Genomic DNA, 14,954 nt, shown 5'->3' with positions numbered 1-14,954 from the left:
GCCAAATTAAACAGTGGTTCTTGACACCACTTCTTCAATAGTTAGCTGCAAGTGTTTAGGTAACAAGTTATCTTTAGGCAATACAGACAATTGTCGGTCTTCATTGCTGTCAAACACATTTTTGAAAACGGGTTTCTTATCGCTCAATTCGTCACAAATCTCTTTAATCAAATCACTGTGATGGATTAAGTCTTTACTACCTAGGTGGAAAATTCCGCGCCTTCTTCTATTAATCAAGTAATGTATTTGCTGCGCCAGCTTGTCAATATGAGCGGCGTTTATCACGACATTGGGAAAAACCTCAATAGGAATATCGTTTTGAATTTGTACTTTGAGTTCCTTAACTCGCGGACTTTGAGCACCAAAAATCATCGGTATGCGGCAAATCACATATTTATCTGGAGGCAGCCTGAGTAGCCTGTTTTCGATCTTGATTTTAAGCCTACCATAAATACTCTCTGAAAAAGTCTTATCGTATTCATAGCTGGGGAAATTTGTAAAGCGGTCAAAAACGTTGGCGCTAGAAAGAAACAGCAATCGGCAATCATTGTTCATGATATAGGTAATCAATTGATCGTGTAGATACAATTGACTGTTTTCATTACCTCTTACAGCACTTATGATGTATTTAGGCTTGAGTTTGTCCAGCAGGATCTCAACCATATCAGTCTCCATGTCAAATTCATGGAAATGCTGGTTGTTTCTAAATTCAGATTTGTCGCTTAAGTACGTCGCATGCACATCATACAATGGCGCTAGCTCTTTATAGATCGCATTGCCTACAAAACCGCTACCGCCTATGATCAATATTCTATTCAAATAATTACGATTTGTAGAAAGGAAGTTTTACAACGGTCGCCGGTACTAATTTCTTACGTATCTGTATATAGATTTTACTATCGGGAATACCTAGAGATGAAGGTACGTAGCCTAATCCCAATCCTACATTTAGAGAAGGAGACATCGTACCGCTGGTCACCATTCCTATAGGGTTGCCCTCAGGATCTGTGATATTGTATCCACCGCGAGGTATGGCTTTCTCATCCATGGTAAAACCTACGAGTTTGCGATGTACACCGTTTTCTTTTTGGTCTGCAAGATGTTCAGAATTAATGAAGTCCTTGGTGAATTTAGTTACCCAACCTAGTCCAGCTTCTATGGGACTTGTGGTGTCGTCTATATCATTTCCATATAGACAAAAGCCCATTTCAAGTCGCAGTGTATCTCTTGCGGCAAGTCCTATGGGTTTGATGCCATAACTTTTACCTGCTTCCAGCACACTATTCCATATTTGTTCCACCTCACTATTCTTGCAGTAAATTTCAAATCCACCGCTACCGGTGTATCCTGTGGCGCTGATGATGACGTGTTCCGCTTTCGCGAAAGCGGCAACTTCAAAATGATAATATTTTATGGCAGAAAGATCAATGTCTGTCAACGACTGCATTGCCTCAACTGCTTTGGGCCCTTGAATGGCAAGCAGTGAATAATCATCACTTAAATCTCTCAAATCTGCACCTATGCTATCATTGTATTTTGAGATGTGATTCCAGTCCTTCTCGATATTAGATGCGTTGACGACGAGTAGGTATTGCTCGTCTTTTATCTTGTAAATAAGTAAATCATCAACGATGCCGCCAGTTTCATTAGGTAAATAAGAATATTGAGCTCTACCTATAACCAATTTTGAAGCATCGTTTGCAGATACTTTTTGGATCAATTCCAGGGCTTTGGGGCCACTAACAATAAACTCACCCATGTGGGACACATCAAAGACTCCTACATCATTGCGTACCGTATGATGTTCGATGGTCACGCCTTCATATTGAACAGGCATATTGTATCCTGCAAAAGGAACCATTTTTGCGCCTAGCGCTTGATGAACATTAGTGAGAGCGGTGTTTTTCATATCCTTGTTTTATTGGGATGGCAAATGTATCAAAATAGTAGGGAAACGCGCATGCTTTGTTGTGGGATCCCAACCATGCTTCCCATTTTTTAAGTCGGGTATTTATTAAATTGCGTACAAATCAAATCCATGAAAATTCTTACCGCTGCACAACTCGCAGAAGCTGATCAGGCTACCCTCAAATCCCAGAACATTTCAAGTACAGATCTTATGGAGCGTGTGTCCACGCTGGTATTCAATAAGATTCACGAGCGATTGAATGGAGCGCCAGTGCCGGTAAAGATTTTTTGTGGTATCGGGAATAATGGTGGTGATGGACTTGCCATAGCGCGCCACATGATACAGCATGGTTATCATGTGACCACCTATGTAACCAACTGCAGCAAGAAACGTTCTAAGGATTTTTTGGTCAATTATGACAAGGTTAAAGAGGTCACTAAGGACTGGCCCATTTTGCTGGATTGCGAGGAAGACATTCCCGAAATAAGCCCTAAAGATATTGTGATCGACGCCATTTTTGGAATAGGCCTTAACCGACCCGTAAAAGGCTGGATGGCGAGTCTATTCAACCGCACCAATGATTCTGGTGCGTTTACGGTAAGTATTGATATGCCTAGCGGTTTATTTTCTGATACGGCACAGCCGGCAGATTCTGCCGTGATTCAAGCAGATCATACGTTTACCTTCAACAGTCCTAAGCTGAGTTTCTTTTTGGAGGATACGGGTAATTACACCGGCACTTTTGAAGTGCTCAACATAGGTTTGGATCCTACATTTATCCATCAGGCAGATCCTGCAGCCATGTTGATCACGCGCGAGTCTGCACAAAACATCTATCGACCACGTAAGAAGTTTTCACACAAAGGAGATTATGGTCATGTGCTTGTAATGGCAGGCAGCAAAGGAAAAATAGGCGCTGCCGTGCTGGCATCAACAGCAGCCATCAATAGTGGCGCTGGAAAGGTGACGGCATACGTGCCTTCTTGTGGTAATGACATCCTGCAATCTTCAGTTCCAGAAGTCATGACCATTGCAGATTCTGGCGTGGATCAATTGAACGATTTCAAAACAGAACTAGAGAAATATATCTTATGTGTAGGTCCTGGGATAGGGACAAGTGATGAGGTGGTTTCCGCTTTCGCGAAAGCGATTAAACTTCAATCCTCACCAGTCCTCATTGACGCCGATGGTATTAATATACTTGCTGCAAATATCGAATTACTAAAGGATGTGCCGGCCAAATCCATTTTGACACCTCATGATGGTGAACTAGAACGACTGTTGGGCGGTTGGGATTCCAGTATGGAACGATTGGACAAGGCGCGAGAATTTTCAATGCAACACGATGTGATTCTAGTCCTTAAAGGTGCGCATAGCATAACCGTTTATAAGGATCATATGTACATTAATGATTCTGGTAATGCTGGTATGGCAACCGCCGGTAGCGGTGATGTTCTTTCTGGGATCATCAGTTCCTTTATGGCCCAAAGTTATGATCCATTGATGGCGGCCGTTTTTGGCGCGTATATTCATGGTGCATCTGGTGACATCGCAGCGCAAACGTATGCTCATGAAGGGTTGCGTGCTGGAATTATTTCCAATTTTGTTGGGCCAGCTATTTTGCAATTATTTAGACAGGAAAATAAATAACTGGGCCTGTAGATTAGGCTCTTATTCTTTAGGTAAATTTTGTAGAATATGAGATACCCAAGTAACGGCCTCGTCCATTTCAAGAAAAGAATAGAACCTGTCTTTGTAGTAAAATTTTGACTCAATTTTTGCAGCAGGTTTTATGCCTGTAGGATTTACCACTGCAAAACATTTCAAGTTATTGAAATCCTTGTTCAAGTGATGCACCATAGGGTCGATGCTATAATTATTGAGGCGGTGACTGATGTATCCAAAATTTTTTGTGTCACCAAAATGCGATCTTGCTATATCGCAAACGATTTTATTGAGTTCTAAATCGAAGTGAACATCTTCATAGATCTCGCCTATCATGATATTAGGATAGATTGAAAACTTACCGAATTCTAATTCATGAATGATCATTACTTTCTTGCTTTAAAAAAGTTTGCAAAAGTATAACTGGTCGATTTAAACGACACTCATTTAAACTTGAATATACGAGTTTTTCGGTGAATGGTAAGAAGAAACTAAGCGCAAACGTTTGCGCGTTTTACGAGACTACTTAAAATCAGTTGAAAAAAAATCCCAAGCGATTAGGCTTGGGATTTTTAAATATATAAGTCAACGCTGCTTTATTCAGCAGATTCTTTTGCCTTTTCAATATTTACGGTAAGCTCGTTGGCTTTCTCATCAAGATCCATGAAAATAGAATCTCCTTCTTCCAACTGGCTGTTCACGATTTCTTCTGCGAGAGCGTCCTCAATATATTTCTGTATCGCTCTCTTTAATGGTCGTGCGCCATATTGTTTGTCAAAACCTTTGTCGGCAATGTAATCTTTGGCTTTGTCACTTAGCTTCAAGTTATAGCCTAGATCATCTATGCGAGAGAATAATTTTGCCAATTCAATATCAATGATTTTATGGATATCCTCACGTTCTAAAGCATTGAAAATGATCACATCATCAATCCTATTCAAGAATTCTGGAGCAAAGGTCTTTTTCAAAGCACCTTCAATCACACCGCGAGCGTTATCCATCTCTGCAGATTTTTGTGCTGCGGTACCAAATCCAACACCAGAACCGAAGTCCTTCAATTTTCTAGCCCCAATATTTGAGGTCATGATAATGATCGAGTTTCTAAAGTCGATTTTTCTACCTAAACTATCTGTCAAGTATCCATCATCAAGTACCTGTAATAACATGTTGAATACATCTGGATGCGCTTTTTCAATCTCGTCCAGAAGAATGACAGAGTATGGTTTTCTACGAACTTTCTCGGTAAGTTGTCCACCTTCTTCATAGCCTACATATCCTGGAGGTGCACCTATCAAACGAGATATGGCAAATTTCTCCATGTATTCACTCATATCCACTCTGATGAGTGAGTTCTCTGAATCAAATAATTCCTTGGCAAGAACTTTAGCGAGCTGCGTTTTACCAACACCAGTTTGTCCTAAGAAAATAAAGGAACCGATAGGCTTATTGGGATCTTTCAATCCTGCACGGTTACGTTGTATGGCTTTAACCACTTGCTTCACGGCTTTGTCCTGACCTATGACTAAATCAGTTATCGTATTATCAAGATCCTTGAGTTTCTTCATTTCTTTAGTAGCAATACGATTTACAGGAATTCCTGTCATCATGCTTACCACTTCAGCAACGTTCTCTTCGGTTACGGTATCACGCTGTAGTTTTGAAGCTTCATGCCATTCTTCTTGAGCCTCGGCGAGTGCTTTTTCTAGCTTTTTCTCGTCGTCTCTTAATTTGGCAGCTTGCTCATACTTTTGCTTTTTGACCACATTGTTTTTCTCCAGCTTGACATCTTCCAGTTGTTTTTCAAGATCCAGAATCTGTTGCGGGACTTCAATATTTGCAATGTGAATGCGTGATCCAGCCTCATCCAAAGCATCAATGGCTTTGTCTGGCAGGAATCGGTCTGTCATGTATCTGCTGGTCAACTTGACACAGGCTGCAATAGCCTCGTCAGTGTAACTTACATTGTGGTGATCTTCATACTTTTCTTTGATGTTGTTAAGTATCTCAATCGTCTCCTCAACATTAGTAGGCTCTACCATTACCTTTTGGAAACGACGTTCTAGCGCTCCATCTTTTTCAATGCTGTTACGGTACTCATCAAGTGTCGTGGCACCAATACATTGAATCTCGCCACGTGCCAGCGCAGGTTTGAACATATTGCTCGCATCTAGCGATCCAGCTGCACCACCAGCTCCAACGATAGTGTGAATTTCATCAATAAACAGAATGATATCTTCATTCTTTTCAAGCTCATTCATCACAGCCTTCATACGCTCTTCAAACTGGCCACGATATTTTGTTCCAGCTACAAGACTCGCAAGATCAAGAGTGATCACTCGCTTGTCATAAAGAATCCTAGAAACCTTACGTTGAATGATGCGTAGTGCAAGACCTTCCGCAATGGCGCTTTTTCCAACTCCAGGTTCTCCTATAAGTAACGGGTTATTCTTTTTACGACGGCTTAGGATCTGGGAAACACGCTGTATTTCTTCTGCGCGGCCTACTACTGGATCCAGTTTGTCCTCTTCTGCCATGCGAGTAAGGTCACGCCCAAAGTTATCCAATACAGGTGTTTTGGATTTTTTGTTCGTTTTCTTATCTCCAGACGGTGAAAACAAATTCTCCTTGCCATCATCCTTCATATCTTCTGCATCATCGCTAAAGGATGAAGCCAGAGGATCTTCATAATTGTCATCACTTTGAGAAAGTAGTACCTTAAACTCTTCCTTGACTCCATCATAATCTACTCTAAGCTTGTTAAGCAGCTTAGTCGTCGGGTCATTCTCGTTGCGTAAAATGCACAATAGTAGATGCGCCGTATTGATCGATGTACTTTGAAAAAGTTTCGCTTCCAGGAACGTGGTTTTTAGCGCACGCTCTGCCTGTCTGGTTAAATGCAGGTTTTTCTTCTCATTGATAGTAGTGCTTGATCCTGGGTTTGCCGGGCTTAGAATCTCAACCTTTTTACGCAGGTGATCCAGATCAACAGATAAGTTGTTGAGAATTTCAATGGCTTTTCCATCTCCATCGCGCAACAATCCTAGCATTAAATGTTCAGTTCCTATAAAATCGTGTCCCAATCGCAGGGCTTCTTCCTTGCTGTAGGCGATCACGTCTTTGACTCTTGGTGAAAAATTATCGTCCATATCACTTCTTTGTCTAAATGTAATTAAAGATTTGTTTCAAAAAGCATTCCGAATTGTAATAATGGGTTAAAGTGAAGTTACGCTTTCGCGAAAGCGTACTATCCACACGCCTCGCAACCTATTTTGTAGTCTAGAATACTTATCCACAGATCGTGGTACAATGTGTTAATAAAAACAGTACCTAATAAGTCGTAGAGCCTTATCATTACTGACATTTTACTTAAATTGCTCTTTGTTAAAATTATACGTAATAAAATAGATTTTAAATGGCAGATGGAGAAAAGTTAATCCCAATTAATATTGAGGATGAGATGAAGTCAGCGTACATCGATTATTCGATGTCGGTCATAGTGTCACGAGCACTGCCAGATGTGCGAGACGGCTTGAAACCCGTACACAGACGAGTGCTTTATGGAATGTATGAATTGGGAGTTCTTTCCAATCGTAGTTATAAAAAGAGTGCAAGAATCGTAGGTGAGGTCCTAGGTAAATATCACCCACATGGTGATACATCTGTTTATGATACCATGGTGCGCATGGCACAAGAATGGTCGTTGAGATACATGCTTGTGGATGGGCAAGGAAACTTTGGTAGTGTGGACGGCGATCCACCGGCAGCCATGCGATATACAGAAGCTCGCATGCGCAAGATTTCTGAAGAGTTGCTTGCAGATATTGATAAGGAAACGGTAGACACCCAACTTAACTTTGACGATACGTTGTCAGAGCCTACTGTTCTGCCTACCAAAGTACCTAACCTTCTAGTGAATGGTGCCAGTGGTATCGCCGTAGGTATGGCGACTAATATGCCACCACACAACCTTACTGAGGTTGTGGATGGAACCATAGCCTACATCGACAATAACGATATTGAGATCGATGAGTTGATGCAGCACATCAAGGCGCCAGATTTCCCAACGGGTGGAATTATCTATGGATATGATGGTGTGAAGGATGCCATGCATACGGGTCGTGGACGCGTTAAGATTCGTGGCCGTGTTAGAATTGAAGATGTCAAAGGACGCGAGTGCATCATCGTTGATGAGTTGCCATATCAGGTCAACAAAGCTGATATGATCAAAAAAACAGCAGACCTTATTAATGATAAGAAGCTGGATGGTATTGCCTCTATAAGAGATGAATCTGACAGAAAAGGGATGCGCATCGTTTATGTACTTAAACGTGATGCAATTCCTAACATCGTTGTGAATACGCTTTACAAGCATACGGCGCTTCAGTCGTCTTTCAGCGTTAACAACATTGCATTGGTTAACGGTCGTCCAGAAATGCTCAATGTTAAAGAGATGATCCATCATTTTGTGGAGCACCGCCATGAGGTGGTTGTAAGACGTACTACCTATGAATTGCGCAAAGCAGAAGAGCGTGCTCATATTCTTGAGGGACTCATCATCGCAAGTGATAACATTGACGAGGTGATCAAAATTATTAGAGGTAGTTCAAATGGTGAAGAGGCCCGCGAGAACCTTATTAAGAGATTCGAGCTGTCTGAAATTCAGGCACGAGCCATTGTAGAAATGCGTTTACGTCAATTGACAGGTCTGGAACAAGACAAATTACGTACAGAATACAATGAACTATTAATTACCATCGCAGACCTTAAAGATATTTTAGAGAAGAAGGAACGCAGAATGGAAATCATCAAGAAAGAGCTCGCAGAAATACGCGAGAAGTACGGCGATGAGAGAAGATCACAAATCGAATACGCAGGTGGTGACTTGAGTATTGAGGATATGATCCCTGATGAGCAGGTAGTCATCACCATCTCGCACGCTGGATATATCAAGAGAACCAGTCTAACCGAATATAAAACCCAAAACCGCGGTGGTGTTGGTCAAAAGGCAAGTACCACAAGAGATGAAGACTTCTTGGAAGATATTTTTGTTGGCACCAACCACCAGTACATGCTCTTCTTTACAGAGAAAGGAAAGTGTTTCTGGATGCGAGTCTTTGAAATTCCAGAAGGTAGTCGTACTTCAAAAGGAAGAGCGATACAAAACTTGATCAATATCGAGCAGGATGATAATGTAAAAGCCGTTATCTGTACCCAGGATATCAAGGATGAAGAGTATATCAATAGTCACTATGTCATTATGTGTACTAAAAAAGGTGTGGTTAAAAAAACTTCTTTAGAACAATACTCGAGACCTAGAACTAACGGTATCAATGCCATCACAGTTCGTGACGGTGACATACTATTAGAGGCTAAATTGACTACTGGCGATAGCCAGATCATGCTAGGTCTTAAGAGTGGTAAAGCCATTCGCTTTGACGAGTCAAAAACCCGCCCTATGGGCAGAAATGCCAGTGGAGTCCGTGGTATAAGACTTGCCAATGAGAAGGATGAGGTAATCGGAATGGTTGCAGTGAACGATATGGATTCAGAGATTCTTGTAGTTTCAGAGAAAGGCTATGGTAAGCGATCCAGCCTTGAGGATTACAGAGAAACCAATCGTGGTGGTAAAGGAGTAAAAACCATTTCTGTTACTGCAAAAACTGGAGGCCTCGTAGCACTTAAAAATGTAACTGACGATGATGATCTTATGATTATTAACAAATCAGGTGTTGCAATTCGTATCAATGTTTCAGATCTTAGAGTAATGGGACGTGCGACCCAAGGTGTGCGATTAATCAATCTTAAAGGTGATGATAGTATTGCCGCTGTCGCGAAAGTTGCCAATGAAGATGATGAAAACGATGATCAAACATTAGAAGAAGAAACATCCACAGAAGCAACGGAAGATGGCACAACCCTTGCAGCTGACGACAGTGAAGAATAAAATTAAATAGATAAAGTAATGAAATATAAATTTTTAATAACGGGTCTGGCAATTTCTAGCTTGGCCTTTGCCCAGAAGAAAGAAATCAGAAACATGGAAAAAGCCTTGGAGAAAGGTAATTTTCAAGAAGTCTCATCAATTTTTTCTGAAATTAATGAGTCAGAGGTTGAAGAGAAATATGAAGCAGACTATACATTCTATAAAGCCGTCACGGTGCTTGGAAACCCAGGGAATCCGAAGGCGTCTGGTGATGAATTGAAAGAGGCTATCGTTTTGATCGAAACGGCCAAAGATCTAGGTTTTGAAAATAAAGCTCTTATTAGCTCTTACACACAAGCTGCCGAAAGTGCAATTTTTTCTGAAGCACAGAAATCTTTGAAAGATAATGATCAAAAAGCAGCATTAAAAAATGTAGTTTATCTAGTAGAAAGAAATCCTAGCAATCAGAATATGAGAATGAATGCAGCTGATCTTGCTTATCGAGTAGGTGATTTTGAGACTGCAAAAGCCAATTACGAAAAGTTGTTGTCTGAAGACTATATTGGTGCTGAGAAATCTTTTGTAGCTACTAATATAGCTTCAAACGAGGTTGAAGCATTTCCAAACAAACAAGCTGCTGATCTCGCAGTTATGTCCAAAAAATACAAGGATTCCAAAGTCGAGCTTTCTACATCAAAATTGGGAAGTTTCATCACCAATTTGGCTTGGATGTATAAAAATGATGGAGATTTAGATAAAGCCAAAAAGACTTTTAGTGATGCTCAGGCCAAATATCCAAATGATGAAAGTTTGAAATTGGCCTCTGCCGATATTTATTTACTATTAGGAATGAATGATGAGTATGAAAAAGCTATTTCTAAATTAAATGACAATATAACTGATCCAAAGGTTTTTGAAAATCTAGGAATTGCGGCAGGTGAAAAAGAAAATTGGGATCAAGCTATCGACTACTATAAAAAAAGTATTGAATTGAATCCTGACAATTATGTCGTTCAAAATAATATTGCCGTAGCCTACATTCAAAAAGGAAACCTAGAGGAAACTACAGCTGCTGAGCAGAAAGACTTTTATATGAGTGCTGCCGAGCATTACGAAAAAGTTTTAAAGCTTAAACCAGACATGGATTCAGCAAAGCAAACCTTGATAAGTATTTACAAATCCTTTAAAATGGACGATAAGGCCGCTGCATTAGAAGCTGGTAATTAGAACTCATCATTATCAAACTAAAAACCCAGCATGTGCTGGGTTTTTTTTATAGAATTTTTTTAATCATCCTCAGCTTATGGGAATGGCTGGAAGTATCTAAATTGAAAATGCCTGTTTGATCTAATCGATCAATCCTGACTTTGCCATGGGCATGAATGATATAGTTATCTTTCATTATCATTCCTACATGGGTGATTTGACCTTCAGAATTGTCAAAGAATGCCAAGTCTCCAGGGTCTGATTCTTCAATGAAACTTAATACTTCTCCATGTTTGGCTTGATCACTGGCATCTCGGGATAAAAAATAACCGTTGAGCTTGTATATCAATTGGGTGAACCCACTACAATCTATTCCCATGAAGCTGCGTCCACCCCATAAGTAGGGTGTATTGAGCAACAACAATGCATCGTCAATTAATGCGGATTTATTTTCTGCGGCGCCAGGAGTCGTAATAGCGTTGAAGGAATAGCTATCTCCCAAAAATTCAGCCGATGACACTTGAGAACCCATGATGATGGAACTGATGGTCTGGTCTGCATGAGTGACGGTAGTGATAGGATCTTTCGCGAAAGCGATATTCTTCTTACTACTCAGGTTTGTATAATCAATTTCTGATATTTCTTTATATTGCTTGTTGTCCACCCAACCTTCATAATCATCGTTGCTTAATCGAATACGTGACCATTTCTTGCGCTGTTCCAGTACTTTACAGACCTCGCCATACAAGATTTGAGAAACCATCTCGCTTTTATCGCCGGGTTCCTCTCGCATGGGAGCGATGGATATGGGACAAATACCGTATTTCATTAACTGTAAGACTCTATGACTATCGCAGATGCACCGCCGCCGCCATTACAAATAGCAGCAGCTCCTAGTTTGCCACCTTCGTTTTTAAGGGTGCTCAAAAGTGTAGTGACAATTCTGGTACCACTGCACCCTAAAGGATGTCCTAGAGATACTGCGCCACCGTAAACGTTGACGTTAGTGTCTTGAATACCCAGTAATTTCATGTTTGCCAAGCCAACTACAGCAAAAGCTTCATTGAGTTCTATATAATCCATGTCCTTCAATTCTAGCTGTGCCTTTTTAAGTGCTTTAGGTAAGGCTTTAGACGGCGCTGTGGTAAAACGCTCAGGTTCTACAGATGCATCGGCATAACTTACTACGCTAGCTAGTGGTTGAATGTTTAATTCTTTTGCTTTTTCTTCACTCATCAGGATTATAGCAGCGGCACCGTCATTAATGGTACTGGCATTTGCTGCGGTGACTGTTCCATCCTTTGTAAATGCAGCTCTAAGTGATGGGATCTTGTCCATTTTTACATTGGTGAACTCTTCATCAGTATCCACAATGATGTCGTCACCTCTACGCTGTTTTACAGCAACGGGAACGACTTCATCCTTAAACTTGCCTGCTTTCCAGGCAGCTGCAGATCTTTCATAAGATTGGATTGCAAATTGATCTTGATCTTCACGTGTAAAACCATTTTCTGTCGCGCATAAATCTGCACAAACGCCCATGGCTTGTTGATTATAGGCATCTACGAGCCCATCGCGTTGCATCCCATCTACCATGGTCGCTGGGCCAAACTTCTGTGGGTTTCTTAAATGCAAATAGTGAGGAATTTGACTCATATTCTCCATGCCACCAGCAACTACAACATCCTGATCTCCTAACGCTATAGATTGGGCAGCTAACATGATAGATTTCATACCACTGGCACAAACTTTATTGACAGTAGTAGCAGGAACATCATTAGAAATTCCTGCACCCAGTGAAGCTTGCTTTGCTGGTGATTGACCTGTGTTTGCTTGTACTACATGACCCATGAAAACTTCTTGAACATGCTTAGGGTCTAATTGAATTTTATCCAATGCACCTTTAATTGCTATGGAGCCTAACTGGGTAGCTGGGACGGAACTTAGTGCTCCCAAAAAACTGCCTATAGGTGTACGTGCATATGAAACTATTACTACTTTTCTCATGGAGATGTTTTCTTGCGAAAATAATAATTTCAGGCGCTAATTTCTGTCAATAATGTCTGAAAAGGGAACAATCTATAATTGTAACTGATAATTATTCTGATAGTCGTTACTTTGCAACTATGAACACCTCAAAAAATAGACTGTACAAACATCAAGATCTCGTGATCAGGATATTTCTGGTGCTGTTTTGTACCGCTATTATCGTGTATTTTTTTCCTAAAAGTGATCGATTCAAATATGATTACGCTCAAGGTGAACCATGGGAATATGAGACCTTGTATTCTCCTTTTCGCTTTGCGATAATGAAAGATGAGGAAGAGTTGGCTCAAGAACGTCTTGAAGTGATCGAGCAGACTCCTAGACATTTTTACAGTATCGACATTGATCAAAATGAACTGTTAGAAAATTATGATCAGAGCCTCAAAGCAGGGCTTGCTGATAGTATCTACGACAAGTATAATAGGAAAATAAAGAGTAGCGTCAAAGAATTCCTGTCAAACACGTATCGACAAGGATACCTTGAAGACGTCCAGGATCTTAAAGATATTCATCCCATAGTATTAAAAACTGGAGATGATGAGTTGCAGCAATTGACTTATGGCGACCTTATAACGCCCAAAGAGTTGAACCAGCAGTTTGTTGATTTGTTTGCTGACTTCCCAAAGGAATTTAATGGAGTGCTCACCCGCCGACTTAAAGCGCTCATCGAGCCCAATATATTTTATGATCAACCTATTACAGATTTAAATATTGAGAGCGAGTTAGAAAAAATACTTCCCACTCGTGGTTTAATAGCCCAAAATGCTAGAATTATCGCTCAAGGCGAAATTGTAGAAGGCGACAAACTACAAATTCTCAATACACTCAACAGCACCTATGAGTCGCAAACCTGGTCTGACTCGCAGTATAATTGGAAGCTATTAGGTTATGTGATCCTTGTAGGTATGGCATTAACAATGTTAATGCTGTTCATTAAAAAGTATAGAACTGAGGTTTACTTAAGCAATAAAAAGCTTCTTTTCATTTACTTCAACATTTGTCTTTTTGCCATTCTTACCGCGGCAGTGGTGAAGTTAGATGCCGTTTTCGTTTACATAGTGCCGGTTTGTATGTTGCCGCTTATTGTAAAAGCATTCTTTGATGCGCGTTTGGGATTATTCAGTCATGTGATCATCATATTCATTTTAAGCTTTGTCATTCCTTCCAGCGCAGAATATCTCTTTTTGCAAATCATGGCCGGTATCGTTACCATTTTATCAGGTAAGGAAATCTATAAACGCGCTAATTTGTTCGTGACAGTAGGTAAGATCGTTCTGGTTTACTTTATTTCCTATTTTGCCTTTTATGCAGTTTACCAAGGCGGCATCACAGGTTGGGAATGGGATAGGTTGCTATACTTCACCCTTTGTGGTCTGGCAATGTTGTTTGTATGGCCGCTCATTTATGTGTTTGAGAAGATTTTTAATCTTGTTAGTGACGTTTCTTTGTTAGAGCTGTCTGATACCAATTCTAAATTACTAAAGGAACTGTCCAATAAAGCACCTGGGACATTTCATCATTCCTTGAATGTGGCAAATATTGCAGAGACCATTGCTAATGAAGTAGGAGCTAACGCCATGCTTGTTAGGGTAGGAGCACTCTACCATGATGTAGGTAAAATGGCAAACCCAACTTATTTTACCGAAAATCAAGGAAACGGAATCAACCCGCATGATGATTTAGATCCAGAAGAAAGCGCTCAAATTATCATAGATCACGTTATTCACGGTGTTGAGATTGCCAAAAAATACAATCTGCCTGACCGCATCATCGATTTCATAAGAACTCACCATGGGGACAGTCTTGTCTATTACTTTTATAAAAGAGAACTGGATGAAAACCCAGAGCTAGACGAGAGTCTTTTTAGATATCCTGGCCCTAGGCCTTACAGTTTGGAAACGGCAATATTAATGATTTCAGATAGTGTAGAGGCTGCTTCTAAAAGTTTAAAAAGCCCCAGCAGCGTCGCGATCGATAAGTTGGTGGAAAATATCATCACGACACAAATGAATAACGGTCAATTTCTCAATGCAGATATTACTCTCAAGCAAATAGAAGCCGTAAAAACCATCATTAAAAAGAAACTTGCTAGTATGTATCATCTTAGAATTGAGTATCCTGAGTAAAATCGCATAAAAAAAGAGTTTATTCCTTTGGCAAATTATAAACATAACATACATTTGCATCCGCTTTCAGAAATGGTAG

General features: G+C 40.4%; 10 protein-coding genes. 4 read left to right on the top strand and 6 right to left on the bottom strand.

The annotated features are described in order from the left end of the window. Positions 1 to 6 precede the first annotated feature (6 nt). Positions 7 to 819 (bottom strand): sugar nucleotide-binding protein, encoded by an 813-nt coding sequence (locus BST86_RS07130; RefSeq protein WP_105982660.1) that lies wholly within the window; start codon positions 817 to 819, stop codon positions 7 to 9. A 4-nt stretch (positions 820 to 823) separates the two neighbouring features. Beyond that, on the bottom strand, positions 824 to 1,909 hold the full coding sequence (gene gcvT / locus BST86_RS07125; RefSeq protein ID WP_105982659.1) for a glycine cleavage system aminomethyltransferase GcvT: 1,086 nt from the start codon (positions 1,907 to 1,909) through the stop codon (positions 824 to 826). A gap of 129 nt (positions 1,910 to 2,038) precedes the next feature. Here gcvT and BST86_RS07120 point away from each other — a divergent pair, with 129 nt between their 5' ends. Further along, entirely contained in the window at positions 2,039 to 3,559 is a 1,521-nt protein-coding gene (locus tag BST86_RS07120) for an NAD(P)H-hydrate dehydratase (protein WP_105982658.1), read from the top strand. 21 nt (positions 3,560 to 3,580) lie between these two features. Here BST86_RS07120 and BST86_RS07115 read toward each other — a convergent pair whose 3' ends face one another. Continuing rightward, positions 3,581 to 3,961 (bottom strand): hypothetical protein, encoded by a 381-nt coding sequence (locus tag BST86_RS07115; RefSeq protein WP_105982657.1) that lies wholly within the window; start codon positions 3,959 to 3,961, stop codon positions 3,581 to 3,583. Positions 3,962 to 4,170: 209 nt separating this feature from the next. Beyond that, entirely contained in the window at positions 4,171 to 6,720 is a 2,550-nt protein-coding gene (locus BST86_RS07110) for an ATP-dependent Clp protease ATP-binding subunit (RefSeq protein WP_105982656.1), read from the bottom strand. Positions 6,721 to 6,986: 266 nt separating this feature from the next. Between BST86_RS07110 and gyrA the strand changes: the two genes are divergently transcribed. Beyond that, the gene (gene gyrA, locus BST86_RS07105) at positions 6,987 to 9,518 is read left to right on the top strand and encodes a DNA gyrase subunit A (RefSeq protein ID WP_105982655.1); all 2,532 of its coding nucleotides are present in this window, start codon (positions 6,987 to 6,989) and stop codon (positions 9,516 to 9,518) included. An 18-nt stretch (positions 9,519 to 9,536) separates the two neighbouring features. Continuing rightward, the gene (locus BST86_RS07100; RefSeq protein WP_105982654.1) at positions 9,537 to 10,724 is read left to right on the top strand and encodes a tetratricopeptide repeat protein; all 1,188 of its coding nucleotides are present in this window, start codon (positions 9,537 to 9,539) and stop codon (positions 10,722 to 10,724) included. Positions 10,725 to 10,770: 46 nt separating this feature from the next. Here BST86_RS07100 and BST86_RS07095 read toward each other — a convergent pair whose 3' ends face one another. Both BST86_RS07095 and BST86_RS07090 read right to left on the bottom strand, forming a co-directional pair. Continuing rightward, on the bottom strand, positions 10,771 to 11,532 hold the full coding sequence (locus BST86_RS07095; RefSeq protein ID WP_105982653.1) for a C40 family peptidase: 762 nt from the start codon (positions 11,530 to 11,532) through the stop codon (positions 10,771 to 10,773). After that, complete coding sequence (locus BST86_RS07090) at positions 11,532 to 12,710, bottom strand: acetyl-CoA C-acyltransferase (RefSeq protein WP_105982652.1); 1,179 nt, start codon at positions 12,708 to 12,710, stop codon at positions 11,532 to 11,534. Before BST86_RS07090 ends, BST86_RS07095 begins: the two co-directional genes overlap by 1 nt. 119 nt (positions 12,711 to 12,829) lie before the next feature. On the opposite strand from BST86_RS07090, the gene BST86_RS07085 reads away from it, so the two are divergent. Beyond that, positions 12,830 to 14,875 (top strand): HD family phosphohydrolase, encoded by a 2,046-nt coding sequence (locus BST86_RS07085; protein ID WP_105982651.1) that lies wholly within the window; start codon positions 12,830 to 12,832, stop codon positions 14,873 to 14,875. The last annotated feature ends 79 nt before the right edge of the window (positions 14,876 to 14,954 follow it).

It is taken from the genome of Nonlabens agnitus (assembly GCF_002994045.1).
Lineage (GTDB): Bacteria > Bacteroidota > Bacteroidia > Flavobacteriales > Flavobacteriaceae > Nonlabens > Nonlabens agnitus.
Note: the sequence above shows the minus strand (reverse complement) of the source record. Positions and strands in the feature narration are given on the sequence as shown.

Excerpts from the sequence above, each read along its gene's own strand:
- BST86_RS07115 (WP_105982657.1), bottom strand. The coding sequence starts at position 3,961 with ATGATCATTCATGAATTAGAATTCGGTAAGTTTTCAATCTATCCTAAT.
- BST86_RS07090 (WP_105982652.1), bottom strand. The coding sequence starts at position 12,710 with ATGAGAAAAGTAGTAATAGTTTCATATGCACGTACACCTATAGGCAGT.
- BST86_RS07120 (WP_105982658.1), top strand. The coding sequence starts at position 2,039 with ATGAAAATTCTTACCGCTGCACAACTCGCAGAAGCTGATCAGGCTACC.
- BST86_RS07110 (WP_105982656.1), bottom strand. The coding sequence starts at position 6,720 with ATGGACGATAATTTTTCACCAAGAGTCAAAGACGTGATCGCCTACAGC.
- gcvT (WP_105982659.1), bottom strand. The coding sequence starts at position 1,909 with ATGAAAAACACCGCTCTCACTAATGTTCATCAAGCGCTAGGCGCAAAA.
- gyrA (WP_105982655.1), top strand. The coding sequence starts at position 6,987 with ATGGCAGATGGAGAAAAGTTAATCCCAATTAATATTGAGGATGAGATG.
- BST86_RS07085 (WP_105982651.1), top strand. The coding sequence starts at position 12,830 with ATGAACACCTCAAAAAATAGACTGTACAAACATCAAGATCTCGTGATC.
- BST86_RS07095 (WP_105982653.1), bottom strand. The coding sequence starts at position 11,532 with ATGAAATACGGTATTTGTCCCATATCCATCGCTCCCATGCGAGAGGAA.
- BST86_RS07100 (WP_105982654.1), top strand. The coding sequence starts at position 9,537 with ATGAAATATAAATTTTTAATAACGGGTCTGGCAATTTCTAGCTTGGCC.